Origin of the sequence: Paenibacillus sediminis (assembly GCF_017873765.1) — a bacterium.
GTDB lineage: Bacteria > Bacillota > Bacilli > Paenibacillales > Paenibacillaceae > Paenibacillus_AG > Paenibacillus_AG sediminis.
Map to the genome: position 1 here is coordinate 1264452 of NZ_JAGGKP010000001.1, position 25634 is coordinate 1290085.

Consider the following 25634-nt stretch of genomic DNA (forward strand, 5'->3'; position numbering starts at 1 on the left):
ATACCAACTGAAATGGAAGAAGCAACCGAGGAAATAACCTTCGGCTGCTTCTTCATGAAGACTCTTTTACTGATGAGTTACATGCAGAAAATATGGTTACCAATCGTTTTGACTTGCGGACGCGACCAGATCCATTTCGAGGTTGCCGTTTTCGGATTGAAATAGTACAAACATCCTCCCGTTGGATCCCAGCCGTTTACCGCTTGCTGTACTGCCTTGCGGGAAGTTTCGTTTGGCGTAAGCCAAATTTGACCGTCTGCAACGGCTGTAAAAGCTCCTGGCTGAAATATAACACCTGATACGGTATTTGGAAAATTAGGTGACTTCACACGATTTAAAATGACCGCCGCAACCGCAACTTGCCCTTCGAACGGTTCACCCCTTGCTTCTCCGTTGACGGCGTTAGCCATAAGTTTAAGGTCATTATCAGTTAGACCAAGCGGGTTAGACGAAGGAGTTTCACCGTTATCGTCGGAACTTGCTTCTTCCTCTTTAATCGTAGCAGCAGAACCCGTTGGCTTCCAATTTTTCGTTGCATTATACAACTTCAGTTTTGTTTTGCCACCGACAATGCCATCTGCTTTCATGCCAAATTCGGATTGAAACCATTTGACTGATTTTAACGTCGAATCTCCAAAATAGGCGTCAATTTTCCCATTATAGAATCCCAAATATTTTAGACGCCCTTGCAGCTCATATACATCTTGGCCGGATGAACCATACTGAATAATATTTGAGCTGAAAGTCGGTACGATCGCCCCGCTCTGTTTTAGCTGATATGTTCCAAACAGAGAGCCCATTATTAGAAGCACTAAACCGGTGGAAATCCAAATTTTTGCTTTTTTCATGCTATAAGCTCTACCTTTCTCTTGTGGAGTATCAGGATGACTAACGTTATTATGAGAATCCTTTTGCGATACTATGCACTATTCAGAAAGGAAGAACAGATTGTTTGCAGCATAAAAAAAGTCTTTCCCGACCGTAATCAGTCGAGAAAGACTATGTATTAAGAACTAACTCTGCCGTGCTGATACTGCTCTAAAGACATCAACACTTCACGCGGCTTACTGCCCTCATAAGGGCCGATGATGCCGTGTGCTTCCATCGAATCAATGAGCCGAGCCGCCCTTGTATAACCAATACGCATGCGGCGCTGAAGCAGGGACACTGAAGCTTGCTTCGCTTCAAGCACGATTTGCACCGCTTGGTCGTAGAGTTCATCTAGAACTTCTTCTTGCTCCTGCGCGGTTTCTTCTATTTCAGGTACAAGATCTTCGTTATATTCCGCTTCTCCCTGTTCACGTACAAAATTAACGATCGATTCAACTTCTTGATCGGTCATAAATGCACCCTGCACACGAATAGGCTTAGAGGTGCCCATTGGCATGAATAACATATCCCCGCGTCCGAGCAGCTTCTCTGCTCCAGCCATGTCCAGAATCGTTCTTGAGTCCACTTGAGAGGATACGCCGAATGCAATTCTTGAAGGAATATTCGCTTTAATAACACCAGTAATAACGTCTACTGAAGGACGCTGAGTAGCAATAATCAAGTGGATACCCGCAGCGCGCGCCATTTGCGCAAGACGAGTAATTGCCTCTTCCACGTCATGCGCTGCAACCATCATAAGATCGGCAAGTTCATCGACGATAACGACGATATACGGCAAAATTGCTTCCGGGTTATCTTTCATCAAATTGTTGTAGCCTTCAATGTTACGTGTTCCCGATTTCGAGAACAGTTCATAACGCTTCTCCATTTCCACAACAATCTTCTTCAGCGCTAATGAAGCACGCTTCGGATCGGTAACAACCGGCGTTAACAGATGCGGAATTCCATTATAAACATTCAGTTCGACCATTTTCGGATCGACCATCATGAACTTAACTTCATCTGGCTTAGCTTTGTACAATATGCTCGTAATAATGCCGTTAATACATACGGATTTACCAGAACCAGTAGCACCCGCCACAAGTAAATGCGGCATCTTGGCCAAGTTGCCGACAATGGTCTGCCCTGAAATATCTCGTCCGAGAGCGATGGACAATTTCGAGGAGGAATCTTGGAACACCTGTGTCTCCATCACTTCTCGCATCGTTACAAGCGACACCTCGGGATTCGGCACTTCAATTCCGATTGCTGATTTCCCTGGAATCGGCGCTTCCATACGAATATCTTTCGCTGCCAAAGCGAGCGCGATATCATCCGTCAGATTGACAATGCGACTTACCTTCACACCAATGTCAGGCTGAATTTCATAACGAGTAACAGCTGGTCCTCTGACCACTTCGAGCACTTTAGCTCTGACGCCAAAGCTCTCCAAAGTTGCTTCAAGCTTACGAGCTGTCTGCATATAATCTGCTTGATCTCCAGCTTTGCTGCTTGATGGCGGTTTGGACAGCAGACGGAATGGTGGAAGCTTATACGGCTTCGGAGATGGTTTAGGCAGTGGTGTGATCATATCCATTTCTTTGCTTTGATCCTGAGTGGATAGGTTTGAATCCCCATTTAGATTCAGATCGTTACTTGCCATCTCTGATAAAGACTCTACTGGCGCTAGTGGTGTCGGTCGCGGTGCTGAATATTTGTCTATGGTCCCTTCGACTATGTAATCATCCATTAGATCGTCATAATCTGGATCTTCGTGTCTTCCCTCTGTTTTCACTTGTTCAAAGAAATCCCGAATAATCGGACCATTATTTCCGCGTATACTGTCTTCACTTATATCTTCTTCATGATGGTCTACCTGCTGATCATGATTAATATTGTTAGGCTCTCTATGTACCTCTTCGTTCTCTTCATCATCAATAGGTGCCGCTTGATAAGCGGATCTCATCACGATATCATCCAGCAGTACGTCCTCGTCCGATTCATGATGGGCCTTAGGCTGTTTGCTGCTGAACAATTGAAAGAACACTGGGGTTTTCTTTTGATTTTGAGGACTGGAATAATGTTCGTCCTCATCCTCATCATCCATAGGGAGCAGCTCAACTTCCATCCGCTTCGACACAAGCTTATTCGGCCCATGTTTGTCAGCAGTTCTATTCTTACTTTTTCTGCTTGAACGAAATACAGCAATCAGCTTCATTAATCGTGCACGAACAATCCGCATCAATTCAACGTAAGACAGATTTGTAATCAGCATAAAACTAATAAAGAACATGACGATCATGACCAGTCTGGAACCAATCATTCCGAACAGCCAATAGAGCATAGCGAGCTGAACAGCACCGACATATCCTCCGCCAATATCTTTATGAAGCATGGAAGTATCATTTTCCGCTTTAGGTGAGATGAGTGATCCTTGAAGATCATTATGTACTTGCTTGAGAATCATCCCTGCATCCACGTTCATTAATGGGGACAGTTTCTGTTCTATTGTTGAAATGGTACTCATTAACGTGAGTGCAAGCACAAGCAGCACAATTCCCGCTTTTCGACTAGTCCAGCCTCTTGGCCACTTGCGATGAATCATAACCATCAAACCGACATATATACCTACTAATGGAATGACAAAATAAAATTTACCGAGCACAAGGCCAAACATTTTAGACAGGGATCTACCGACTGCAGCCTCTCCTGATAGCGCAATGACTGATAATGTAATGAAGATAATCCCATAAATTTCATATTTAAGCACGTTGCTTAAAGAGACATTTTTCCTCTTTCTTCTTCTGGCCACAATAGTCACCCCCAGAAGAATATTATACCACAAAGGCCGATATCACACCTATATTGTTATACATGCCTAAGACTGATTCACACTATAGGGCTGAATTGATTAGGTTGATTGGATTGAACTGCAGGGAAATAGCAAATTTGTTGCCCAGGGGCGTATGCAGGGTTCAAATAATCACTCAGCTCACAACGAAGCAGTCTTACGATGACAGCCCTTTGTGAATCGATTGGAGCCGCTTGAACCAACATACCATTGATCTCTATTTCTACAAATTGAGGCGTGTAAGTCATTGCGCCATCCCAGACGGTTTCCATAGGCATCGTTGTATAGAGAGTCATTGTGTGAACCCTCCAGCTGGTATTGTCTTGCGTTCCTTAATCAAATGTTCCAAATGCTTCATTGCCGCGCCTATACCGCCCACTTCGTCGATTAAACCGAATTTAACGGCATCCTCACCTTCAACAGCCGTACCAATATCTCGGTTCAATTCGCCAGTTTTGAACATAAGATCTTTAAACTTCTCCTCCGAAATTCGGGAATGCTTCGTTACAAACCGAACAACTCGTTCTTGCATCTTCTCCATATATTCGAAGGTTTGAGGCACACCGATAACGAGTCCGCTCATTCGGATCGGATGGATAGTCATCGTAGCGCTCTCTGCAATAAAGGAATAGTCTGATGCGACAGCAATCGGTACACCGATGCTATGTCCTCCGCCGATAACAACCGTGACTGTTGGTTTAGACATGGAAGCGATCATCTCTGCGATGGCAAGACCAGCCTCTACATCACCGCCTACCGTATTTAAAATAATGAGAACGCCTTCGATTTTGTTATTTTGCTCGACTGCAACAAGCTGAGGAATGATATGCTCATATTTCGTCGTTTTGTTCTGGGGAGGAAGGACCAAATGACCTTCAATTTGACCAATGATCGTTAAACAGAAAACATTCGATTCTGCGGAAGGGACTGTGGTCTGACCAAGTTGCTGAATGGTTTCAACAGGCGGCGGCGCCTTTTTATCATCAGGTACTGCTGCCGGTTGCTCGGTTTGATTAGTATAGTGATTGAACTGTGCTGTATTTCCGTTATCTCTTGTATTCATTGCATACTCCTCCAAACAAATGATGAAATGGCTTATTGTAGTATGCCAATGTATAACCAATATTAAACGCAAAAAGCCTCCCTTCTCACTAGAAACCGTCCAATATTACCGGCGAGAAAGGAGGCGACTGTGTGCCTATCTTATGAAGTTGGTTTTTATTTGATTCACCAATGAATTAAACTTCCATGATGATTGGCAGAATCATCGGTCTGCGACGGGTTTGTTCATATAGGAATCTGCCGAGCGCATCTTTCACATTTGTTTTTAGGGAAGCCCATTCATTTACATTTTCACTCATTAATTTTTGCAGTGTGCTGGTTACGATACGATTTGCTTCATCGAGCAATCCTTCAGATTCGCGAACATAAACGAAACCGCGAGAAATAATATCTGGTCCTGACATAATCGTTCCATCTTGCTTGCTGAGTGTAACGACGACAACGAGAATACCATCTTGTGATAAAAGCTTACGGTCACGAAGTACAATATTCCCTACATCACCAACACCGAGTCCGTCGATGAGTACGTTACCTGCAGGAACTTTACCGGCTTTACGCGCTACTCCATTTTGAATTTCCACCGTGTCACCAATATCTGTGATAAAGATATCCTCTGGATCAATTCCTACGGATTCAGCAAGAAGCGCGTGTTTGCGCAGCATACGATATTCACCGTGAATAGGTATGAAATATTTAGGTTTCATAAGGTTGAGCATGAGCTTGAGCTCTTCTTGACTGCCATGTCCAGAGACATGGACTCCTGAATTTGAGCCTGAATAAATAACTTCTGCTCCTAAGCGGAATAATTCATCAATGGTGCGGCCAACATATTTTTCATTCCCAGGAACCGGCGTTGCAGCAATAATGACTGTATCACCAGGCAAAATATCCACTTTGCGATGTGTAGAGCGTGCCATCCGTGTTAGTGCTGACATGGGTTCGCCTTGGCTGCCTGTCGACAGGATAACAACGCGGTCTGCTGCCATTTTGTTCACTTCTTCGGGCTCAATAAGCATCCCTTCTGGGATGTCTAAGTAACCAAGCTCTGAAGCAATCGTAACGACATTCACCATACTGCGGCCGATCACCGTTACTTTTCGATCTGTTGATTTCGCTGCATCAATGACTTGTTGAATGCGGTGAACGTTAGAAGCAAAAGTGGCTACTACAACACGCTGACGTGCTTTTCGGAAAATATCTTCAAGAACGTCACCTACAATTCGCTCTGAAGGTGTAAAACCAGGTTTCTCAGAGTTCGTGCTGTCTGAAAGAAGCGCTAGAACGCCTCTTTTCCCGATTTCACCCATACGATGCAAATCTGCAAATTGACCATTGACTGGAGTATGATCAAATTTAAAGTCGCCTGTATGAACAACGTTTCCTTCAGGTGTCTCAATACAAATCCCAACAGAATCAGGAATACTGTGATTCGTTTTGAAGAACGTAGCTTTCATTGTTGATCCGAGCTGTACTTCTGAATCTGCATTGATTAAAATTCGTTTGGTCTCTCCAAGCAATCCTGCTTCTTTCAATTTATTCTCGACTAAGCCAAGAGTCAATTTTGTTCCGTAAACCGGAACATTTAAATGTTTAAGTACATAAGGCAATCCGCCAATGTGATCCTCGTGGCCATGTGTCAACAAAATGCCTCTGACTTTATCGCGATTTTCCGTCAAATAGGAAATATCTGGAATGACAATATCGATTCCAAGCATATCTTCTTCCGGAAATTTAAGCCCCGCATCCACGACAACAATGTCGTTAGCATATTGAATAACATACATGTTTTTCCCGATTTCACCGACGCCGCCCAATGCAAAGATCGTCAATTTATCGCTGTTCATTTTTTTGGACAAGTGTATCTAACCCTCCTATGATTTTGGACGTCGTAGTCTAAGTTATATTAAATTTTCAAAAATCTACCGCACCCAGTCACTTGCACTCATTATACATGATGAAAAAGTAAAAAAACAAGTCACTGCTTTTATGAATCTTATGTTTTCCAAAAAAACAAAAAGTTCGACATTAGATGATAAACAAAAAAAGAGCGGAGATATACTCCACTCTTAGCCTTATCATATGTCTTGCTTAAACGTCCAGTAAACCTCGAATAAATGCGGCTTCTTCCGCCGATGCAGGAACTAGCGGCAGACGAACTGAACCGACATGAAATCCTTTTAATTCAAGCGCGTGCTTAACAGCTACCGGATTAGGCACCGGATGTGGACATTCGAACAGCCCCTTAAAAACAGGGAACAGTTTTTGATGCAGCTGCGCTGCAGTCTGAACATTGCCGTTCAAATAAGAGTTAATCATTTCTTTCATCGAAGCACCGATAATGTGGCTCGCCACACTGACGATGCCATATGCACCAACAGATAATGCCGGCAAAGTGACTGAGTCATCCCCTGAATAGACACGAAAATGCGCAGGCGCTCCTGCCGCAATCTGTGTCACTTGCTCAAGAGAAGCGCATTCCTTCGTGGCAACCACATTTGGAATTTGCGCAAGACGAAGTGTCGTCTGTGCCGAAAGACTTGATCCTGTACGTCCAGGGACGTTGTACAAAATAACAGGTAGTAAAGTCGATTCGGCGATCGCTTTGAAATGTTGGTACATGCCTTCTTGATTAGGCTTATTGTAATAAGGCACGACAAGAAGCACGCCATCAGCACCTAATTTCTCCGCTTCTCTCGTTAGGTGAATAGAGTGCTGTGTATTGTTGCTTCCCGTACCTGCGATAATTTTAGTTCTTCCACGCGCATGTCTAACTGCAAATTCAAACAGCTGCAGTTTTTCTTCATCGGACAATGTTGGTGATTCACCAGTTGTTCCGCTAATAACCAACGCATCCGATTTTTGCTCATCAATTAAATAATCGATAAGCCGCGAGGTTTCTGTCCAATTGATCTGTCCCTGTTCATCAAATGGCGTGACCATGGCTGTAATCAATCTTCCGAAATCCACTTTGACTCCTCCTTATAGCGTACTGCTATAACACTGTACCTGCACACAATTAACGGTGAAGCTCAAATTTGGCATGTAATGCACGCAGCGCCTGCACCATGTCCTCTTTTTTCACTAGCACCCAAATCGTTGTGTTGGAATCAGCTGATTGTAAAATTTGAATATCCTGTTCCGTTAATGCTTCAACAATTTTTGCCATGATACCGGGAACTCCATTAATTCCTCCGCCTATAACAGAAACTTTAGCACATCCGGACAAACTTTTTGGTTTAAATCCAAGTTGCTGCAATATGGAAATTGCCTTCTCGGAATCAGAATCAAATACGGTATAAACCGCTCCCGTAGGGGTTACATTAATAAAATCAACACTGATGTCATTTTCAGCCATCGCTTTAAAAACTTTCAGTTGCAAATGGTGATCTTCACCGTCTTGTGATTCGACCGTGATTTGTGTCACATTACTTACGTATGCAACTCCGGTTACGAAGCGGTCAATAATTCCCGTCTGTACATCTTTAAACCCTTCTGGCTGTGTAATTAACGTACCTTCACTCTCTGTAAAGGTCGAACGAACCCTGACAGGAATTTGCGATTGCATCGCAATTTCTACAGCACGAGGATGAATGACCTTGGCTCCTTGATGAGCCATATTGCTAATTTCGGTATAGCTTACATAAGCTAATGGCTTCGCATCTTCAACAATTCTCGGATCCGCTGTTAATACACCTTCAACATCCGTATAAATATCGACCATCTCTGCATGAAGAGCAGCTCCTAGAGCTGTTGCAGATGTGTCACTTCCACCGCGGCCAAGCGTTGTAAAGTCACCCTTCTCCGTCTGTCCTTGAAAACCAGTAACGATGACGACATCATTGTACTCCAGTTCTCGAATGATTCGGGACGGGTCAACATTTAAAATCCGCGCATTCCCATAATGATCATCTGTTAAAAATCCAGCCTGAGCACCTGTTAACACAGTGGATGAGATTAACTCATGCTGAAGAATGCTGCAAAGTGTTGCAGCAGATATAATTTCACCACAGCAAAGCAATAAATCTCTTTCGCGTGGGGGTATCGCGTTACCATTTTGAGCTACCAGATCAAGGAGTGTATCCGTTGCGTACGGATCCCCTTTACGGCCCATCGCCGATACTACGACAACAAGTTTGTAATTTTGGTCTAATTCGCGCTTAATGTGACGAACCACATGTTCCCGCGCTTTTTCAGAGGATAGTGATGTCCCCCCGAATTTTTGAACCAAGATGCGCATTTAAATTCCTCCATTTGTAAGTGCAAGAGAACGAAAAATCCTTTGAGTAACACAAATGGTTGCCATCTTAGGCACGCTCAGATGCTTTCTTCGCTGCAATAATTTCTGCAATTTGAACGGCATTCCATGCTGCGCCTTTCAGCAAATTGTCAGATACAATCCACATATTAAGTCCACGGCTATGGCCTAGATCACGGCGCAAACGACCAACGAAGACTTCATTTTTACCAGCAGCTTCAGTCGCAAGCGGGTAGCTTTGTGTTGCAGGATCATCTACCAGGACAACGCCTGGCGCATCAGCGATCAGCTGTTTTACGTCTTCCAAATCATAGTCATCTTTGAGCTCGACATACACGGACTCAGAATGTCCATAAACAACAGGAATACGGACACAAGTTGCCGTTACATCTATAGATTCGTCATCGAAAATTTTCTTCGTTTCACGAACCATTTTCATTTCTTCAAGTGTATAGCCATTGTCTTGGAATTTATCAATTTGCGGAATCGCATTAAATGCAATTTGATGTTTAACAGGAAGGGAGTTTACCGGCAGAATTTGCGGTTCTACTTTATTTCCAGCCAAGACCTCTTTGCTTTGACGTTTCATTTCATCAATGGCACGGCTCCCCGCTCCAGAAACAGCTTGATATGTGGAAACAATAATTCTGTCAATGCCGTATCGATCGCGAAGCGGTTTGAGTGCCGCTACCATTTGGATCGTTGAGCAGTTTGGATTGGCAATAACACCTTGATGTTCGTCAATTTTCGATTCATTTACTTCTGGAACGACAAGCGGTGTGTTTGGATCCATACGAAATGCATTCGTATTATCAATACATACCGCACCATGACGAACGGCATGAGGAACCAGTTCTTTACTTACATCTCCCCCAGCACTGAAAAGCGCGATGTCAATTCCTTCAAAGCTATCAGGGGTTGCTTCTTCCACGATTATATTTTGACCTTTAAAAGAAATGCTGGTGCCCGCAGAACGTGCGGAAGAAAGAAGTTTCAATTTGGCGATCGGAAAATTTCTTTTCTCAAGCAAATTGAGAATCTGTTCCCCTACAGCTCCTGTTGCTCCAACAACAGCTACATTCAACCTTTGATTACTCATCTGGCTCTCCCCTTCTCAACTAAAACTACCTGCAATATTTAAGTATACTATGCTAACAGAAATCGTTCGATAATCAACGGCTGCAACTGTTCACCTTCTAAAGCCGCATAACACGTTTCTGGAATAAGGTCCATTCTTGCTACCAATGAGTTGGGCTTCTGCTGCGGATTATCTTGACCGAACGGTACAAAATAAATGTTTTTCGTAATAAGCAGCTTAGCAATATTGGCAGCATTCAGACCTAAACCATCGTTCGTTGATATCGCAATGACTAAAGGGCGACGATTTCGCATTTGCGCCTTTGCAGCCATGAGCACCGGACTATCTGTCATCGCGTTGGCTAATTTGCTTATCGAATTCCCCGTACATGGAGCAATAACAAGTACATCAAGCAATTTAGATGGGCCAAGCGGTTCCGCCTCTACAATTGTAGAAATAATATCATTCCCCGTTATTTCTTTCAACTGTTTTCGCCAATTTTCCGAAGTGCCAAACCGAGTATCTGTCGTCAAGACAGTTTGTGAAATAATGGGGACGACATTCGCCCCTTCATCTACGAAACGCCCAATTTGCGGCATAACTTCCGCAAACGTACAATGGGACCCTGTGATTGCATAACCAACTGTTTTACCTTGCCAATTCACTCTCTATCCCTCCAAGCTCAATCTCATCCAAAATTAACTGCGTTAAGCAATTCGCGATGATACGTCCAGCTGTTTTGGGAGCGACGATACCTGGTAAACCAGGGGCTAACAGCGCCTTAATTCCGCGCTTCTCTGCGAACCGAAAATCGATTCCACCAGGAGCCGAAGCAAGGTCGATAATAACCGCCCGATTAGGCATTTTCGAGATGATTTGTGCTGTGACTATCATAGTCGGAATTGTGTTAAAAAGCAAGTCAACATCCGTCACATGAAGGCCTAAATCCCTTATCAGAAAAGGCTTCCAGCCCATCTGCACCGCTCTGGCAATATGCTCATCGCGGCGAATGCCTACACGTACATCCGCTCCTAAGCCTTGCAATGTTTTCGCCATGGTGAAGCCGGTCCTTCCAATTCCGAGCACGGCGCAAGTAGACCCGTGAATTGTAATGTCCGTGTTTTGAATAGCCATCATTAAAGCGCCTTCTGCTGTCGGTATCGAGTTGTAAATGGCGACATCATCACGCTCCAGCAGCTCAACAAGTTTGATTTGGTGTTTGGCGCACAGTTTGCGTAAGTATGATTTAGCCATGCCCGTGTATATGACGCAATGTTGCGGCAATGCTGCAATATGATCCTCAAGCAGAACAAGGGATTGCGACGAATATATCGCTTGAATCAATCCAGTATCATCACAACCTACGACCGGCAATACTAGTGCATCTGCATTTGCAAGAAGATCTAGCGATAAAGGCTGTTGTGACACCTCTGCCCATGAATTGTTCAGTTTATCGAATCCGACGATGGTGATCGTTGCATCCATTTCTGCAAACTTGTCAATGACTTCAAGCTGCCTTGCATCTCCCCCCAAGAATACAACCTGAAATCCAGTAAGCACAGGACGTCACCCCTTTCATACACTGTTATTTACAACATCATATGCCAGCGCCCATGAAGGGGTGAAAGTCTAGATTTCAAAAAAATAAAGACAAAAAAAACCGCCCCATTCCAAAGTAATGAGGCGGTTTCTTATTGGTTTGATTAATTTTTACCGGTATGCCCGAATCCGCCGCTGCCGCGAACTGTTTCGGACAATTCATCGACAATCGTCAGTTCTACAGCAGGAACGGTCTGAAATACCATTTGAGCAATTCGTTCATTTCGAGCGATTGCAAAAGGCTCTTGACCTAAATTGATAAGGAGTACCTTGATTTCTCCGCGGTAGTCCGCATCAATCGTCCCCGGTGTATTCAGACAAGTAATTCCATGCTTCAGCGCCAGTCCGCTGCGCGGACGGATTTGCGCTTCAAGTCCAGCCGGCATAGCAAGGGAAAAGCCGGTCGGAATAAGTGCGCGCTGTCCGGGATTTAGCGTTACTGTTTCTTCAACCGCTGCATATAAGTCAAATCCTGAAGCGAGCTCAGACATTTTTTGCGGAAGATGCACATCTTCGTTTCCTGGTAATCTTTTAATTTGAACGTAATTTAACAAGATCATCTCTCCTCAAATCTGAAATCACTTTATCTGAATTACCTACCATAGCAAGGGCAAACGGCTGAGAGAACATAGACTTAAGCACGGCGTCGATATCGCTCATCGTGATCCGTTCAATTCGATCAATCATCTCATCAATTGTACTATGTTTGCCAAGCATCAATTCATTTTTACCATTCCGATTCATTCGGCTTCCAGAGCTTTCAAGACTCAAAATGAGACTGCCCTTCAGTTGCTCTTTACCCTTAAGCAGCTCTGATTCGGACAATCCGTTAATAGCCAAATCTGCTAATACCTCTTTCGTCAGGTCGAGCACTTCCTTCGTCTGTTTCGGTGCTGTACCCGCATAAATGGTGAACAATCCGCTGTCCGCGTGAGAGCTGTGATAAGAATATACAGAATACGCAAGCCCGCGTTTTTCGCGAATTTCTTGGAATAGGCGCGAGCTCATTCCGCCGCCGATCGCATTGTTAAGCAGCACCATCGCATACTGAAGATCATCCGTCATTGAGCTGCCTGGGAATGAAATACAGATGTGATTCTGCTCCGTTTTCTTCTTATGGAAAAGAAGACCGCTTTGAAACTGTGGAACCTCAAGCACTTGTTCTGTTCCCCGGAGGTCAAAGCTTCCAAAATGCTTTTCTATCAGCTCCACTACGCTGTCATCGATGTTACCCGCTATACTGATGACCGTATTCTCGATTGTGTATCTATCGTTCATGTAACGGCGTAAATCGGAAGAATCCATCCACTTTAGCCGCTCCTCTGTACCCAAAATAGGGTAAGCCAGCGGATGAGTGCCATAAGCTGCGCTTGTAATCAAATCATGCACCATATCGTCTGGCGTATCTTCATACATCGATATTTCTTCTAAAATAACGTTCTTCTCTTTAGCGAGCTCCCCGTCATCTAGTGAAGAACGGAAGAACATATCCGCTAACATATCCACTGCGATTGGCAAATGTTCATCTAGAACTTTTGCGTAGTAACAAGTGTATTCCTTCGATGTAAATGCATTAACATTTCCACCGATTGCATCAAACTGTTCAGCAATTGCTTTCGCATCAAAGCGCTCTGTTCCTTTGAACAGCATATGTTCGATAAAATGGGAAATACCGTTGTACTCGAGGCTTTCATTTCGTGAGCCTGTTTTAACCCATATTCCAAAAGAAACAGAACGGCTGGTTGGAATTTTCTCCATGACCACTCTAAGGCCGTTTTTTAATTGAATTTTGTTCACGAATGATCCTCCTAAAATCAATAAATGCTGGGTTTATCGTACCAAAAATAAACCTTCATCTCAACCTTAAGACGTGCTGTTATTTTACTTTCATATTTACATCTCGCTCTACATCCGTACGACTCGAAGATAAGGTTTCACTCACCGTTCCAAGTTGCAGCCCTTTAGCCTTTATAGTAACTATCATTTGTTTGAGCGCTGCAGACGAAGAAGATGTCGGATGCATAAGAATGAGTGATCCTGCAGTTACTTTGTTTCGAATTTTATTTACAATTTGCTCTGGCGGGGGATTTTTCCAGTCGATTGTATCGACCGTCCAAAGCACAGTCTTTAGACCTATCTGACCCGCAATCCTTACCGTATTGTCATTGTAATCTCCAGATGGAGGTGCAAACCATTTATTATGAACGCCAAGCTGTTCTTCAAGCAGTTTCTTCGTCTTATCAATTTCTTGATACGCTCTGCTCTCACTTAACTGACTCATATTCGGGTGAGAATAAGCGTGATTCTCAAGCTCGTGACCGCGCTTTTGAATTTCCTTTGCCAATTCAATATTTTTCTTAAGCCAACTGCCATCGAAAAAAAATGTCGCTTTGACTTGTTCTTCATCCAGCGTATCAAGAATCGGAATAATAAACTCATTTCCCCAAGCAACGTTGATCATGATAGAAGCCATCTTTTTCTCAGAATTCCCTCTGTAGATTGGATGGTCACCTAGATCCTCGAGGTTTACCCTCGGTTTAATTTCCCGATATACAAACGGAATAGACCCTTGAGTTTTTTGCTCAAGCGCCTTCTGGTATGTTGCCTGAATATCAACCTCGAGACCGTTGTATCCAGGAATCGCCTTCCAGACAGAGTCTACCTTCGCGTCAACCGGTTCGATCCGCCGCTTCTTGGCTTCTGTTTTAATATATGTCAGCAGCGAATCTTCCTTCACATCTTTAAACCATTCAAATGTATTTTGACTTTCCCCTCTTTGTCTAGTTTCTTCCACGAAATAGGGTACTCCGCTCATCTCGGCCACCATGAATATCGATGCCATGAAAACGAATAAAAGTACTATTTTTTTGCGATCCATGAAAGGCTATCCCCCTTGTAAGGTTTGTCCTCATTGTATGAGAAACTTGGGGGAATTATGAGAGGTAATACGATATAAGGCCAAAGAAAAACAAAAAAGAGCCAGAAGATTAACTCTGTCTCTTTCGCTTCTATTGTTCACTAACTTATTATTGTGCAGGTGTTTCTGGTGTAAGAACCGCTTTCCGTGAAAGGTTAATGCGACCTTGTCCGTCAATTTCAGTTACTTTCACCGTAATTGTATCGCCGATCGAAACGACATCTTCCACTTTCGCTACACGCTCCGTAGAGAGCTGCGAAATATGAACGAGACCTTCTTTGTTCGGTAAAATTTCCACAAACGCTCCGAATTTCTCAATACGTTTAACAGTACCGAGGTAAGTTTCGCCAACAACGACTTCACGAACAATACCTTCGATAATCGAACGTGCTTTTTCATTCATTTCTTCATTTGCAGAAGCAATGAATACTCGGCCGTCTTGCTCGATGTCAATTTTCACGCCGGTTTCTTCAATGATTTTGTTAATCACTTTACCGCCTGCGCCAATAACATCACGGATTTTATCCGGATTAATGTTCATGGTCAAAATTTTCGGTGCAAATGGAGATAGGGATGTTCTAGGCTTATCAATGGCTTCCATCATTTTGTTCAGAATGAACATGCGTCCTTCACGAGCTTGCTTGAGCGCATCCGTTAAAATTTGACGGTCGATGCCATCAATTTTAATATCCATTTGGATCGCAGTTACACCTTCAGCTGTACCCGCAACTTTAAAGTCCATATCTCCCAAATGATCTTCCATCCCTTGAATATCCGTAAGGATTGAGAAATGGTCACCATCTTTAATGAGACCCATCGCTACACCAGCTACTGGCGCTTTAATAGGTACACCTGCATCCATCATTGCTAGAGTACTTGCACAAATACTAGCTTGGGAAGTTGAACCGTTAGATTCAAGTACCTCGGATACTAGACGAATGGTGTATGGGAATTCGGATTCAGGCGGAATGACTTTAGACAAAGCTCGTTCGCCCAAAGCACCATGTCCAATTTCACGACGTCCTGGAGGACGAAGCGGACGCGCTTCACCAACGCTAAATGGCGGGAAGTTATAATGATGCATGAAACGTTTAGATTCTTCCGGATCGATACCGTCAAGAATTTGCACATCACCTAGTGCGCCAAGTGTACATATACTAAGCGCCTGAGTTTGTCCACGTGTGAACAAGCCTGAGCCGTGTGTACGCGGCAATATTCCTGTATCCACTTCAATTGGACGAATTTCATCAAGTTTCCGGCCATCCGGACGAACTTTATCGTGGGTGATAAGTCTACGAACTTCCTCTTTCACAATATCATGCAGTACTTCTTTTACATCACTAATGAGCTCTGGAGTTTCTATGTATTTCTCCTCAAAATAAGCCACCGTCTCATCATTGATCGCATCAATTGCATCTTGACGAGCATGTTTCTCTGCGATTCGAATGGCTTCTACTAACCTTGCAGCTGCATACTCACGAACTTCACGGTTTACCTCAGCATCTACGGTATGCAGAACAACATCCATCTTCTCTTTACCAGCGATTTGAACAAGCTCTTCTATGACAGCGACAATTTTCTTGATTTCTTCATGCGCGAACATAATTGCTTCGAGCATGACTTCTTCCGGCACTTCGTTCGCTTCCGCCTCAACCATCATGATAGCATCTTTCGTGCCTGCAACGACTGCATAAAGATCGCTTTGCTCTTGCTGCGCTTGATCTGGATTGATCACAAATTGACCATTTACACGACCTACAGCCACACCGCCGATTGGACCATTAAAAGGAACATCGGAAATGCTCAGTGCCGCGGATGTACCGATCATAGCGGCAATTTGCGGTTCGCAATCTTGATCCACACTCATTACGAGATTTACAATTTGAACGTCATTGCGGAACCCTTCTGGGAAAAGCGGTCTGATCGGGCGGTCTGTCAAACGTCCCGCCAAAATTGCTTTCTCGCTCGGTCTTCCTTCGCGCTTAATAAAGCCGCCTGGAATTTTACCAACCGCGTACAATCTTTCTTCATAATTTACAGTCAGCGGAAAGAAATCCAAATCTTTCGGTTCGGAAGAAGCCGTTACCGTACAAAGCACGACCGTATCACCATAACGTACTGTGACCGCTGCATTCGCTTGCTTCGCGAGACGTCCGGTTTCCAGAACAAGAGGTCTTCCTCCCAGCTGCATTTCTACACGTTTTTCCATGAAATCCCTCCTTCAGTTTTCATAAATAGATGTTCACTACTAACTACATTATTTCCTTCATAATATCAATCTATAAAAAGCAACCTAGCTGCTACCTATTCGCTCCTAGAAGCGCATTCGGTAACAACCAGGCTGCTTTCGGTTAGACACATCGGTTATTAACGACGTAATCCAAGTTTTTCGATCAAAGCGCTATAACGTTTAACATCTTTGTTTTTCAAGTATGCCAAAAGCTTACGGCGTTGACCTACCATTTTGAGCAAACCGCGACGGGAATGATGATCTTTCTTATGCGTACGCAAGTGGTCTGTCAAATTTGTAATGTTCTCCGTAAGGATAGCAATTTGTACCTCTGGGGATCCTGTATCGGACTCATGAGTTTTGTACTCTTCGATCAATTGTTGTTTGCGTTCTTGTGTTAATGCCATCCTATTCACCTCCTTAGGTATAATCGCCATCAGCCTCGTTACCGTCGGTGAGATCGTGTAACCAAGCTAAGGTTGTTTGTTGTCAAAATAACAACGTTGATTAGTATAACATACATTCTTGGTAAAAGTAAATGTTCCCATTCTTTTACTTCAAAGCTTTTAATATAACAGCTGCTTCCTCTGCGTCACGTCTAATTTGTGCAATCAATTCGTCGACAGAATTAAACTTTCGTTCCTCTCGAATGTAAGCAACTAGTTCTACGACAAGCTCCTGACCATAAATACTTTCATTGAAATCAAGCAAATGAACTTCATAAGACGGGATCACTTCGCCGGTATGAAATGTTGGCTTGACACCTATATTCATGACGCCAGAAATAAACCGATCATTATACTTCACTCTTACCGCATAGACACCTTTAGCAGGTACGACATATGGATCATTCAGTTTCAAATTCGCTGTTGGGAACCCTATGGTCCGTCCTCGCTTCTCACCATCGACAACTGTACCGGTAATAGAATAGCAGCGGCCAAGCCATACGTTAGCCCCAGACAAGTTGCCTGTCTGTAGCCATTTACGAATGCCAGAACTGCTAACCTTTTCGCTATCCAGCACAAATGGAGGTATAATTTCTACCTGCATAAAGCTCTGACCAAGGTCTCGAAGCATCTCAGGATTCCCTTCCCCTCTGTGACCGAAGCGGAAATCAAATCCAACAACTGCGGTATGTACCTGCAATCCTTTAAGCATATTCAGCACGAATTCTTGAGGAGATACGCGAGAGAATTCGTCATTGAATTCAACAATATAGATGACATGGACACCCATTTGTTCTAAAATTTCAACTTTGTCATGAAGAGGAGTCAGATAGCCTTCATAATCCCCTTTTTTCATGACTTCTTTAGGGTGAGGATGGAAAGTCATCACCGATGCTAGAATACCTTCCTTGTGCGCGATCTCAACAGCTCTATTTATGACAGCAGCATGTCCAAGGTGAAGGCCATCGAACTGCCCAATAGCGAGTACCTGAGCCTTCGCATATTGCTCTAATTGCTCTGGCAATAATGGATAAGATAAAGATACAGTTTTCACGAATGTCTCACCTGCAATTCTGCTATATCAGCTATTCAGGAAGAAATACTTTAACCGGAGCAATGGCTCCTGAGTCGTCTTCCTTTTTAAAAATCCCTAAAAATTGGCCATCTGGCGCATATAACCGAATTGGTTCAAAGGTGGTAACTTGTGGTGAAATGATTTTGGAAGAGAGCCGTTGTCCTTGCGTTGCAGCCGCCTTTTTCTCTTCCGGAACGTAATGTGCTGGGAGATGGCTAATGGCCTCATCCATTCGGATAACATACTCTTCCAACCTATCTTCCTTCATGAGCGCTTTAATCTGTTCAAAAGTTAAACAGCGTGATAACGGAATGCCTGCAGACATCGTCCGCTCAAGTTTAGCCATCGTCGATGGAACTCCCAATTCACGGCCAATATCTACACAAAGTGTACGGATATATGTCCCTTTGGAGCAAAGTACACGAAATGATATTTCAGTATATTCATCAATGTCAAATGAAGTAAGCTCAAGCTCATATATCGTCACTTCGCGTGCTTTCCGTTCAATCGTCTTTCCTTCTCGGGCCAATTCATAGAGACGTTTACCGTCTACTTTGACAGCCGAATACATCGGCGGAACCTGCGAGATGACTCCAACGAAACGTTCCAAAACTGTACGAACGTCCTCTTCTGACACCTGCACGTCAGGAACCTGCTCGATTGTATTACCCGTCAAATCTTCCGTGTCTGTGGCAACCCCCAGCCTCAAGGTTGCCTTATACTCCTTCGGAAGATCTTGCAAATATTCCACCATTCGGGTAGCCCTGCCAATACATAATGGCAGAACTCCAGTTACCATTGGATCGAGCGTACCGGTATGACCGATCCGCTTTGTTCTAAGTATACCGCGCACTTTAGCAACAACATCATGAGATGTGAAGCCAGCGGGTTTGTACACAGGTAATATGCCTTCAAGTTCACTCATAAATCTTCTCTCACCCGCGCGATGACGCGCGAAATTATATCATCTAATTGCCCTTCGATGCGGCATCCTGCAGCACGCACATGTCCGCCTCCGCCAAAAGATTGAGCAACTGCAGCAACATCCACCTTACCAGCAGAGCGCATACTTACTTTTACCGCTTGATCATCGATCACTTTGAACAACAGGCCTACTTCTACCCCTCTTATATTTCGCGGGTAATTAACAATGCCTTCTAAGTCATCATTTTTGGCGCCGCATTCTGCCATATGCTCGGGTGTGACATAGACCCAGCTAATTTTGCCGTCATCCGACATTTGCAGTGTCGACAGCGCTTTAGTGAGCACTTGCAATTGGGCAAAAGTCATTTCCTCAAGAAGTGTCTCAGACAATTTCGGGCCGTCTACTCCATAGGTAAGAAGCTGCGATGCTATAGACATTACCTTAGGTGTCGTATTTGAATAGCGGAATCCCCCTGTATCTGTAAGTAGGCCAGTATAAATGGCTGACGCGATATCTGCATTCCATTCTAGTCCAAAACCATGAATTAAATCGTATAAAATTTCCGCAGTTGCAGCAGCATCCTCTTTAATTAAATTATAAGTACCATACGCATCATTAGTTGGATGATGATCAATGTTTAAAATAACAGCATCCTCTGCAAAATATTGTTTGGTGAGACCGACTCTCTGAAAATCAGCACAATCCACACAAACAATATACTTATACGTTCTGCCGAGCGATGTCACACTTAAATTAACAATTTGATCGGCATGCCATAAAAAGTTCATTCGATCTGGAATAGGACCTTCATTTAACATCACGAACTTTTTCCCCAAACATGAGAGAAGCCAGCCCACTGCTAACGTGGAACTGACTGCATCTCCGTCAGGCTGAACATGCGACACCACCAGGTAATCATCATGCTCCATAAGAAATGCTTTTGCATTTTGGAGCCCTAGTTCATAGGTCTGCATTGCCGTCTCCTTTTAATATCCAATTCATTTATCTTCTTGCTGAATTTCACCGAGCAGCTTCTCAATCCGGCTACCATACTCAATTGATTCATCGAATTTGAAAATCAATTCAGGCGTATGCCGAAGCAAAATCCGCTTGCCAAGTTCCGATCGCAAGAATCCTTTAGCCTTTTCAAGACCCTTCAGTGAATTTTCTTTCTGTTCATCGTCTCCAAATACACTGAGGTACACCTTCGCTTGAGACAGGTCGTTCGTAACATCAACACCTGTCACCGTAATGAAGCCGATACGCGGATCTTTCAATTCTGTTTGAATGAGCTGGCTCAGTTCTTTCTTAATCTGTTCGCCTACCCGTCCTGTACGAATTTTGGCCATGGACATTCACCTCTCTTAACGAACGCTTAGCGCTCCACCGTTTCCATTACAAATGCTTCAATGACATCGCCTTCTTTGATGTCATTATAATTTTCCAAAGTAATACCGCATTCATACCCTTGAGCCACTTCTTTGGCATCATCTTTGAAACGTTTTAATGTATCGATTTTACCTTCGTAGATGACAATACCATTACGGATAAGACGCGCTTCGGCAGTACGTGTAATCTTACCTGAAGTAACCATACATCCAGCAATGGTACCGACCTTGCTGATTTTAAATGTATTGCGTACTTCAGCATGACCGATCACATTTTCTTTATAAACCGGATCAAGCATACCTTTCATCGCTTGTTCGATTTCTTCGATCACGTTGTAAATGACACGGTGCAGACGAACATCAACTTTTTCTTGTTCTGCTGTTGCTTTGGCTTGATTATCAGGTCGAACGTTAAATCCGATGACAATTGCATTGGAAGCAGTCGCCAAAATAATATCGGACTCGGTAATCGCACCTACTCCGCTGTGAATGATTTTCACGCGTACGCCTTCGACTTCAATCTTCTCAAGTGAGCCTTTGAGCGCTTCAACAGAACCTTGTACGTCAGCTTTAATAATGACGTTCAAATCTTTGATTTCGCCTTCTTTGATATGTTTGAACAAATCGTCCAGTGTCACACGTGTGTTCGAACCAAGTTCAGATTGACGCTGTGTAATGGCACGTTTCTCAGCGATAGACCGAGCTTTACGTTCATCTTCGAACACCATAAACGGATCGCCTGCTTGCGGCACTTCTGTCAGGCCGGTAATTTCAACCGGTGTAGAAGGACCTGCCTCTTTCAAACGGCGGCCTTTATCATTCACCATAGCACGAACACGTCCAAAGCAGTTACCTGCAACAAACGCGTCTCCAACTTTCAATGTACCATGCTGTACAAGCACACGAGCTACAGGACCGCGACCTTTATCCAGTTCTGCCTCGATAACTGTACCGCGAGCACGTTTATTTGGATTTGCTTTAAATTCATTTACCTCTGCCACGAGCAGAATCATTTCCAGAAGCTCTTCAAGACCCATTCTTTGTTTCGCAGAAACGTTAACAAAGATCGTATCTCCGCCCCATTCCTCCGGAACGAGTTCATATTCGGTAAGTTCTTGTTTCACACGATCGGGATCTGCATCTGGTTTATCAATCTTGTTCACTGCAACGATGATTGGCACACCTGCAGCTTTAGCATGGCTAATCGCTTCAACGGTCTGAGGCATAACACCGTCATCTGCCGCAACGACAATAATGGTGATGTCCGTAATTTGCGCACCGCGTGCACGCATAAGCGTAAACGCTTCGTGGCCTGGAGTATCAAGGAATGTAATTTTCTTGTTGTTGATTTCTACTTGATACGCACCGATATGCTGCGTAATACCGCCAGCTTCTCCGCTCGTTACATTTGTAGAACGAATCGCATCAAGAAGTGTCGTTTTACCGTGGTCAACGTGACCCATAATCGTCACAACCGGCGGACGTTCTTTCAAATCGGCTTCATTGTCGACTTCTTCAACCGTCTCAAAGCGATCTTCCTCGACCGGAATTTTCACTTCTACTTCTACACCAAATTCAGCAGCTAGAAGCAAAATGGTATCAATATCAAGCTCTTGGTTAATTGTAGCCATAACGCCCATAGAGATCAGCTTTTTGATGACCTCAGAAGCATCTTTATGGAGCAGTTTGGCTGTCTCACCAACAGTCATCGTGCCCCGAACAATAATTTTCTTAGGTGTGTTGTCGATTTTCTCACGCGGAGGTTGGGCCTGCTGACCTCTGCCGCCGCGGTTGTTTTTACCGCCGCGATTTTTAAAGTTGTTATTGATTCGTGCGTTATTATCATCGTTGCCGCGTTGATTTGGTTTGAAAGGTTTCTTCGGTGCTTTGCTTTTTACTGGTGTTTCTATATCTTCCGTATCAACGACAGCTGTATTTGCTTTAGCCGCGATATTGTTAGTTTGCACTGGGTTGGGACGCGCTGAGCTTGTCTGTTGACGTTGACCCCCTCCTTGATGAGGTGCTTTATGCTGTCCTTGTTGTGACCCAGTTGACTGTTGATTTCTTCGAGAATCATGACCGCCTTGCGGTCGATTCTGCGTTTCTTTGGTATTGTTTTGTGTTGGTTTATTCATACTTACCTGCTTTTCCTGTTGATTTTTAGACTGTCCTTGGCCGCCGTCACGATTCTGTCTAACGTGATTATCCTGTCTCTTCGGCTGCTCAGGACGAACGCCCTCTCTTCTGTTCCCCTCTAGGGTGCCGGCCTCAACTTGAAGGCTCTGAGTAAAATGATTAACAGTCGCTTCTTTCGCAATGGACTGTGTTAGTACAGGCGCACCCGCTCCACCTTCACGCTTTGCAGCAGCATTGTTTTTAATATCTTTAAAAAACTGTTCCACACGAGCTACGGCGTCATTCTCCATAACACTCATATGGTTATTGACAGGAATATCCAATCGTTTAAGAATGGTAATAATTTCTTTGCTGCTCATATTAAGCGATTTGGCGTATTCATAAACCCGAAGCTTTTCCTTGTTTTCTTGTTTACTCAATATACTCCACCTCCGACGTAGTACCCATTTGTTTGCGAATCATATCTGCGAACCCTTGATCTGTTAACGCAATAACAACCCGCTCGGGTCTTCCAACGCTTGTGCCCAGTCTTTCCCGATCAAAACCGATCACTAGGGGGACTTTATACGTCGCGCATTTATCGCGAAATTTCTTCTGTGTATTAGGTGAGGCGTCCCCAGCAACAATAACCAATTTCGCTTCAGAAGAGCGGATGGCTTTTAGTACAAGTTCATCTCCGCTTACAACTTTGCCAGCTCTCATAGCAAGCCCCAAACGTGACAGCAAATTATTCATCGCCGTCTCTCTCTTTCGCTGCGATAAATTCATCTTCGACAGAGATGAAATCTTGGGCAAGTTGCTCATAAATTTCCGGTTTCACTTGATGTTTTAATGCTCGATCAAGTGATTTATTTTTTTGTGCCAATTTAAAACAAGATACTTTGCCGCACAGGTACGCTCCGCGCCCAGACTTTTTACCTGACAAATCAATAAGCACTTCATCATCAGGAGTTTTAACAACGCGAATAAGTTCCTTTTTCGGCATCATTTGCTGACAAGCAACGCATTTGCGCAGCGGCACCTTTCTAGCCTTCATATGACAACCCCCTGTCTTGCTCTAATTACTCGACAGAGACGGAATCCTGATGCATTTCATCGGTAGATGTCTTCGGTCTGCCGAACTCTTGTTCCGCCTGACTTTCACTCTTGATGTCAATTTTCCAGCCTGTCAATTTAGCGGCCAATCTCGCGTTTTGACCTTTGATGCCAATAGCAAGCGACAATTGGTAATCCGGCACGATTACGCGAGCCATTTTCTCCTGTTCAAACACTTGAACTTCGAGTACTTTCGATGGACTAAGCGCATTAGCTACGTACTCTTCCACATTGTCAGAATAACGAACAATATCGATCTTCTCACCGCGCAGTTCGTTCACAATCGTCTGAACACGAAGTCCTTTAGGTCCTACACAAGAACCTACAGGATCTACCTCAGGGTTGCGGGAGTAAACCGCTATTTTGGATCTATAACCAGCTTCGCGGGCTACAGAACGAATTTCAACAACACCGTCGAAAATTTCAGGCACTTCGAGCTCGAACAAACGTTTAAGGAGCCCTGGATGCGTACGAGACAGCATAATTTGCGGTCCCTTCGTCGTGTTCTCTACTTTCGTGATATAAGCTTTAATTCTTTCGCTTTGTTTGAACTTCTCATTTGGCATAAGTTCGTTCAGCGGGAGAGCAGCTTCGATCTTCCCTAGATCAACGTAAATATTGCGCATATCTTGACGTTGCACGGTGCCTGTTACAATATCCTCTTCTTTATCCACAAAAGCATCGTAAATAAGTCCTCTCTCTGCTTCGCGAATCCGCTGCGTTACTACTTGTTTTGCAGTTTGAGCCGCAATACGTCCAAAGTCGCGAGGTGTCACTTCAATTTCAGCCACGTCGTCGAGTTGGAAATTCGGATTGATCTCGCGTGCTGCATGAAGCGAAATTTCCGTGCGAGGATCGAGCACCTCTTCAACGACTAATTTACGCGCAAAAACTTTGATTTGGCCTGTGCTTCGATTCATATCCACACGCACATTTTGAGCCGTATTGAAGTTGCGTTTGTAACTGGAGATTAAGGCAGCTTCAATGGCCTCAAACAAAATCTCTTTACTAATCCCTTTTTCCCTTTCCAAATCATTTAAGGCTTCAATAAAATCCATACTCATTTGCCTCAAGCTCCCCCTTCCATTCGTTTCAAATTAAAAAATGATAGCTAGTCTTGCACTAGCGACTTTAGCATACGGAATCGTGTGCTGCTTCTTACCTACACGAACTACAACTTCATCGTTTTCAAAGGAAAGAAGCTGGCCTTCAAACTCCTTAAGGCCGTCAACCGGCTCGTATGTAGTAATATATACATCTTTACCTACTGCCTTGCGAACATCTTCCGGCTTTTTAAGCGGACGCTCAGCTCCTGGTGAAGATACTTCAAGAAAATAGGCATCTGGAATAGGATCGGTCTCATCGAGCTTTTCGCTTAAATATTCGCTAATTCGCCCGCAGTCATCAATGTCAATGCCGCCTTCTTTATCTACAAAAACACGCAGAAACCAGTTTTTTCCTTCCTTCACATATTCCACATCTACGAGTTCAAATCCATTCTCATCCAAAAATGGTTGGACCATTGCTTCCACGGTCTCTTTTATCTTCGGTGTGCTCAAACGTACAACCCTCCATGTGTATCAATTGCATATCGTATATACCAAAGAGTAAAGAGTGGGTTTCCCCACTCTTTTCAGCAACGGTTTTATCTCCATGATTACTAAGAAAATTATAACATAGTCTGGAATCACTGACAAGTGTGAGTAC

General features: G+C 43.8%; 24 protein-coding genes. All 24 read right to left on the reverse strand.

What is annotated here, in order from left to right; translation table 11 throughout:
* Window positions 1–77 precede the first annotated feature (77 nt).
* The gene (gene sleB / locus J2Z20_RS06115) at window positions 78–848 is read right to left on the reverse strand and encodes a spore cortex-lytic enzyme (protein WP_209846511.1); all 771 of its coding nucleotides are present in this window, start codon (window positions 846–848) and stop codon (window positions 78–80) included.
* A gap of 158 nt (window positions 849–1006) precedes the next feature.
* Window positions 1007–3682, reverse strand: a complete 2676-nt coding sequence (locus J2Z20_RS06120; protein ID WP_342454268.1) for an FtsK/SpoIIIE family DNA translocase — start codon at window positions 3680–3682, stop codon at window positions 1007–1009.
* Window positions 3683–3759: 77 nt separating this feature from the next.
* Entirely contained in the window at window positions 3760–4017 is a 258-nt protein-coding gene (locus J2Z20_RS06125) for a YlzJ-like family protein (protein ID WP_209846513.1), read from the reverse strand.
* On the reverse strand, window positions 4014–4784 hold the full coding sequence (locus J2Z20_RS06130) for a ClpP family protease (RefSeq protein ID WP_209846516.1): 771 nt from the start codon (window positions 4782–4784) through the stop codon (window positions 4014–4016). The genes J2Z20_RS06125 and J2Z20_RS06130 overlap by 4 nt, the downstream gene beginning before the upstream one ends.
* Window positions 4785–4959: 175 nt before the next feature.
* A complete protein-coding gene (locus J2Z20_RS06135) occupies window positions 4960–6639 on the reverse strand; it encodes a ribonuclease J (protein WP_209846518.1) in 1680 nt (559 codons plus the stop codon).
* Between the two features lie 232 nt (window positions 6640–6871).
* Entirely contained in the window at window positions 6872–7750 is an 879-nt protein-coding gene (dapA, locus tag J2Z20_RS06140; protein WP_209846522.1) for a 4-hydroxy-tetrahydrodipicolinate synthase, read from the reverse strand.
* A gap of 49 nt (window positions 7751–7799) precedes the next feature.
* On the reverse strand, window positions 7800–9020 hold the full coding sequence (dapG, locus tag J2Z20_RS06145; RefSeq protein ID WP_209846525.1) for an aspartate kinase: 1221 nt from the start codon (window positions 9018–9020) through the stop codon (window positions 7800–7802).
* A gap of 67 nt (window positions 9021–9087) precedes the next feature.
* Window positions 9088–10137, reverse strand: coding sequence for an aspartate-semialdehyde dehydrogenase (locus J2Z20_RS06150; protein WP_209846542.1), 1050 nt, complete (start codon window positions 10135–10137; stop codon window positions 9088–9090).
* Window positions 10138–10184: 47 nt separating this feature from the next.
* Entirely contained in the window at window positions 10185–10781 is a 597-nt protein-coding gene (locus tag J2Z20_RS06155; protein WP_209846544.1) for a dipicolinate synthase subunit B, read from the reverse strand.
* Window positions 10765–11676, reverse strand: a complete 912-nt coding sequence (gene dpsA, locus J2Z20_RS06160; protein ID WP_209846546.1) for a dipicolinate synthase subunit DpsA — start codon at window positions 11674–11676, stop codon at window positions 10765–10767. Before dpsA ends, J2Z20_RS06155 begins: the two co-directional genes overlap by 17 nt.
* Window positions 11677–11819: 143 nt before the next feature.
* Window positions 11820–12269 (reverse strand): dUTP diphosphatase, encoded by a 450-nt coding sequence (gene dut, locus J2Z20_RS06165; protein WP_209846548.1) that lies wholly within the window; start codon window positions 12267–12269, stop codon window positions 11820–11822.
* Entirely contained in the window at window positions 12247–13512 is a 1266-nt protein-coding gene (locus J2Z20_RS06170; RefSeq protein WP_209846550.1) for a M16 family metallopeptidase, read from the reverse strand. Before J2Z20_RS06170 ends, dut begins: the two co-directional genes overlap by 23 nt.
* A gap of 79 nt (window positions 13513–13591) precedes the next feature.
* Window positions 13592–14593, reverse strand: coding sequence for a polysaccharide deacetylase family protein (locus J2Z20_RS06175; RefSeq protein ID WP_209846552.1), 1002 nt, complete (start codon window positions 14591–14593; stop codon window positions 13592–13594).
* Between the two features lie 148 nt (window positions 14594–14741).
* Window positions 14742–16841, reverse strand: coding sequence for a polyribonucleotide nucleotidyltransferase (pnp, locus tag J2Z20_RS06180; RefSeq protein WP_209846554.1), 2100 nt, complete (start codon window positions 16839–16841; stop codon window positions 14742–14744).
* 158 nt (window positions 16842–16999) lie between these two features.
* On the reverse strand, window positions 17000–17269 hold the full coding sequence (gene rpsO, locus J2Z20_RS06185) for a 30S ribosomal protein S15 (RefSeq protein WP_209846557.1): 270 nt from the start codon (window positions 17267–17269) through the stop codon (window positions 17000–17002).
* Window positions 17270–17414: 145 nt separating this feature from the next.
* Window positions 17415–18362, reverse strand: coding sequence for a bifunctional riboflavin kinase/FAD synthetase (locus J2Z20_RS06190; RefSeq protein ID WP_209846560.1), 948 nt, complete (start codon window positions 18360–18362; stop codon window positions 17415–17417).
* A gap of 31 nt (window positions 18363–18393) precedes the next feature.
* Entirely contained in the window at window positions 18394–19308 is a 915-nt protein-coding gene (truB, locus tag J2Z20_RS06195; RefSeq protein ID WP_209846563.1) for a tRNA pseudouridine(55) synthase TruB, read from the reverse strand.
* A complete protein-coding gene (locus J2Z20_RS06200) occupies window positions 19305–20282 on the reverse strand; it encodes a DHH family phosphoesterase (protein WP_209846566.1) in 978 nt (325 codons plus the stop codon). Before J2Z20_RS06200 ends, truB begins: the two co-directional genes overlap by 4 nt.
* Window positions 20283–20306: 24 nt before the next feature.
* A complete protein-coding gene (gene rbfA / locus J2Z20_RS06205; protein WP_209846569.1) occupies window positions 20307–20657 on the reverse strand; it encodes a 30S ribosome-binding factor RbfA in 351 nt (116 codons plus the stop codon).
* Between the two features lie 26 nt (window positions 20658–20683).
* Complete coding sequence (infB, locus tag J2Z20_RS06210) at window positions 20684–23251, reverse strand: translation initiation factor IF-2 (RefSeq protein WP_209846572.1); 2568 nt, start codon at window positions 23249–23251, stop codon at window positions 20684–20686.
* The gene (locus tag J2Z20_RS06215) at window positions 23244–23567 is read right to left on the reverse strand and encodes a YlxQ family RNA-binding protein (RefSeq protein WP_209846575.1); all 324 of its coding nucleotides are present in this window, start codon (window positions 23565–23567) and stop codon (window positions 23244–23246) included. Before J2Z20_RS06215 ends, infB begins: the two co-directional genes overlap by 8 nt.
* Window positions 23560–23868 carry an RNase P modulator RnpM gene (gene rnpM / locus J2Z20_RS06220; RefSeq protein ID WP_209846577.1) on the reverse strand — a complete coding sequence of 103 codons (309 nt, stop codon included), beginning with the start codon at window positions 23866–23868 and terminating at the stop codon, window positions 23560–23562. The genes J2Z20_RS06215 and rnpM overlap by 8 nt, the downstream gene beginning before the upstream one ends.
* Before the next feature lie 25 nt (window positions 23869–23893).
* Complete coding sequence (gene nusA, locus J2Z20_RS06225) at window positions 23894–24991, reverse strand: transcription termination factor NusA (protein ID WP_209846581.1); 1098 nt, start codon at window positions 24989–24991, stop codon at window positions 23894–23896.
* A gap of 33 nt (window positions 24992–25024) precedes the next feature.
* A complete protein-coding gene (rimP, locus tag J2Z20_RS06230; protein ID WP_209846584.1) occupies window positions 25025–25486 on the reverse strand; it encodes a ribosome maturation factor RimP in 462 nt (153 codons plus the stop codon).
* Window positions 25487–25634 lie beyond the last annotated feature (148 nt).

Bases quoted from the DNA above. Each gene is read 5' to 3' on its own strand.
- truB (WP_209846563.1), bottom strand. From the start codon at position 19,308: ATGAGTGAACTTGAAGGCATATTACCTGTGTACAAACCCGCTGGCTTC.
- sleB (WP_209846511.1), bottom strand. From the start codon at position 848: ATGAAAAAAGCAAAAATTTGGATTTCCACCGGTTTAGTGCTTCTAATA.
- rnpM (WP_209846577.1), bottom strand. From the start codon at position 23,868: ATGAAGGCTAGAAAGGTGCCGCTGCGCAAATGCGTTGCTTGTCAGCAA.
- nusA (WP_209846581.1), bottom strand. From the start codon at position 24,991: ATGAGTATGGATTTTATTGAAGCCTTAAATGATTTGGAAAGGGAAAAA.
- rbfA (WP_209846569.1), bottom strand. From the start codon at position 20,657: ATGGCCAAAATTCGTACAGGACGGGTAGGCGAACAGATTAAGAAAGAA.
- rpsO (WP_209846557.1), bottom strand. From the start codon at position 17,269: ATGGCATTAACACAAGAACGCAAACAACAATTGATCGAAGAGTACAAA.
- J2Z20_RS06215 (WP_209846575.1), bottom strand. From the start codon at position 23,567: ATGAATAATTTGCTGTCACGTTTGGGGCTTGCTATGAGAGCTGGCAAA.
- J2Z20_RS06175 (WP_209846552.1), bottom strand. From the start codon at position 14,593: ATGGATCGCAAAAAAATAGTACTTTTATTCGTTTTCATGGCATCGATA.
- pnp (WP_209846554.1), bottom strand. From the start codon at position 16,841: ATGGAAAAACGTGTAGAAATGCAGCTGGGAGGAAGACCTCTTGTTCTG.
- J2Z20_RS06200 (WP_209846566.1), bottom strand. From the start codon at position 20,282: ATGCAGACCTATGAACTAGGGCTCCAAAATGCAAAAGCATTTCTTATG.
- J2Z20_RS06125 (WP_209846513.1), bottom strand. From the start codon at position 4,017: ATGACTCTCTATACAACGATGCCTATGGAAACCGTCTGGGATGGCGCA.
- dapG (WP_209846525.1), bottom strand. From the start codon at position 9,020: ATGCGCATCTTGGTTCAAAAATTCGGGGGGACATCACTATCCTCTGAA.
- J2Z20_RS06130 (WP_209846516.1), bottom strand. From the start codon at position 4,784: ATGAATACAAGAGATAACGGAAATACAGCACAGTTCAATCACTATACT.
- J2Z20_RS06150 (WP_209846542.1), bottom strand. From the start codon at position 10,137: ATGAGTAATCAAAGGTTGAATGTAGCTGTTGTTGGAGCAACAGGAGCT.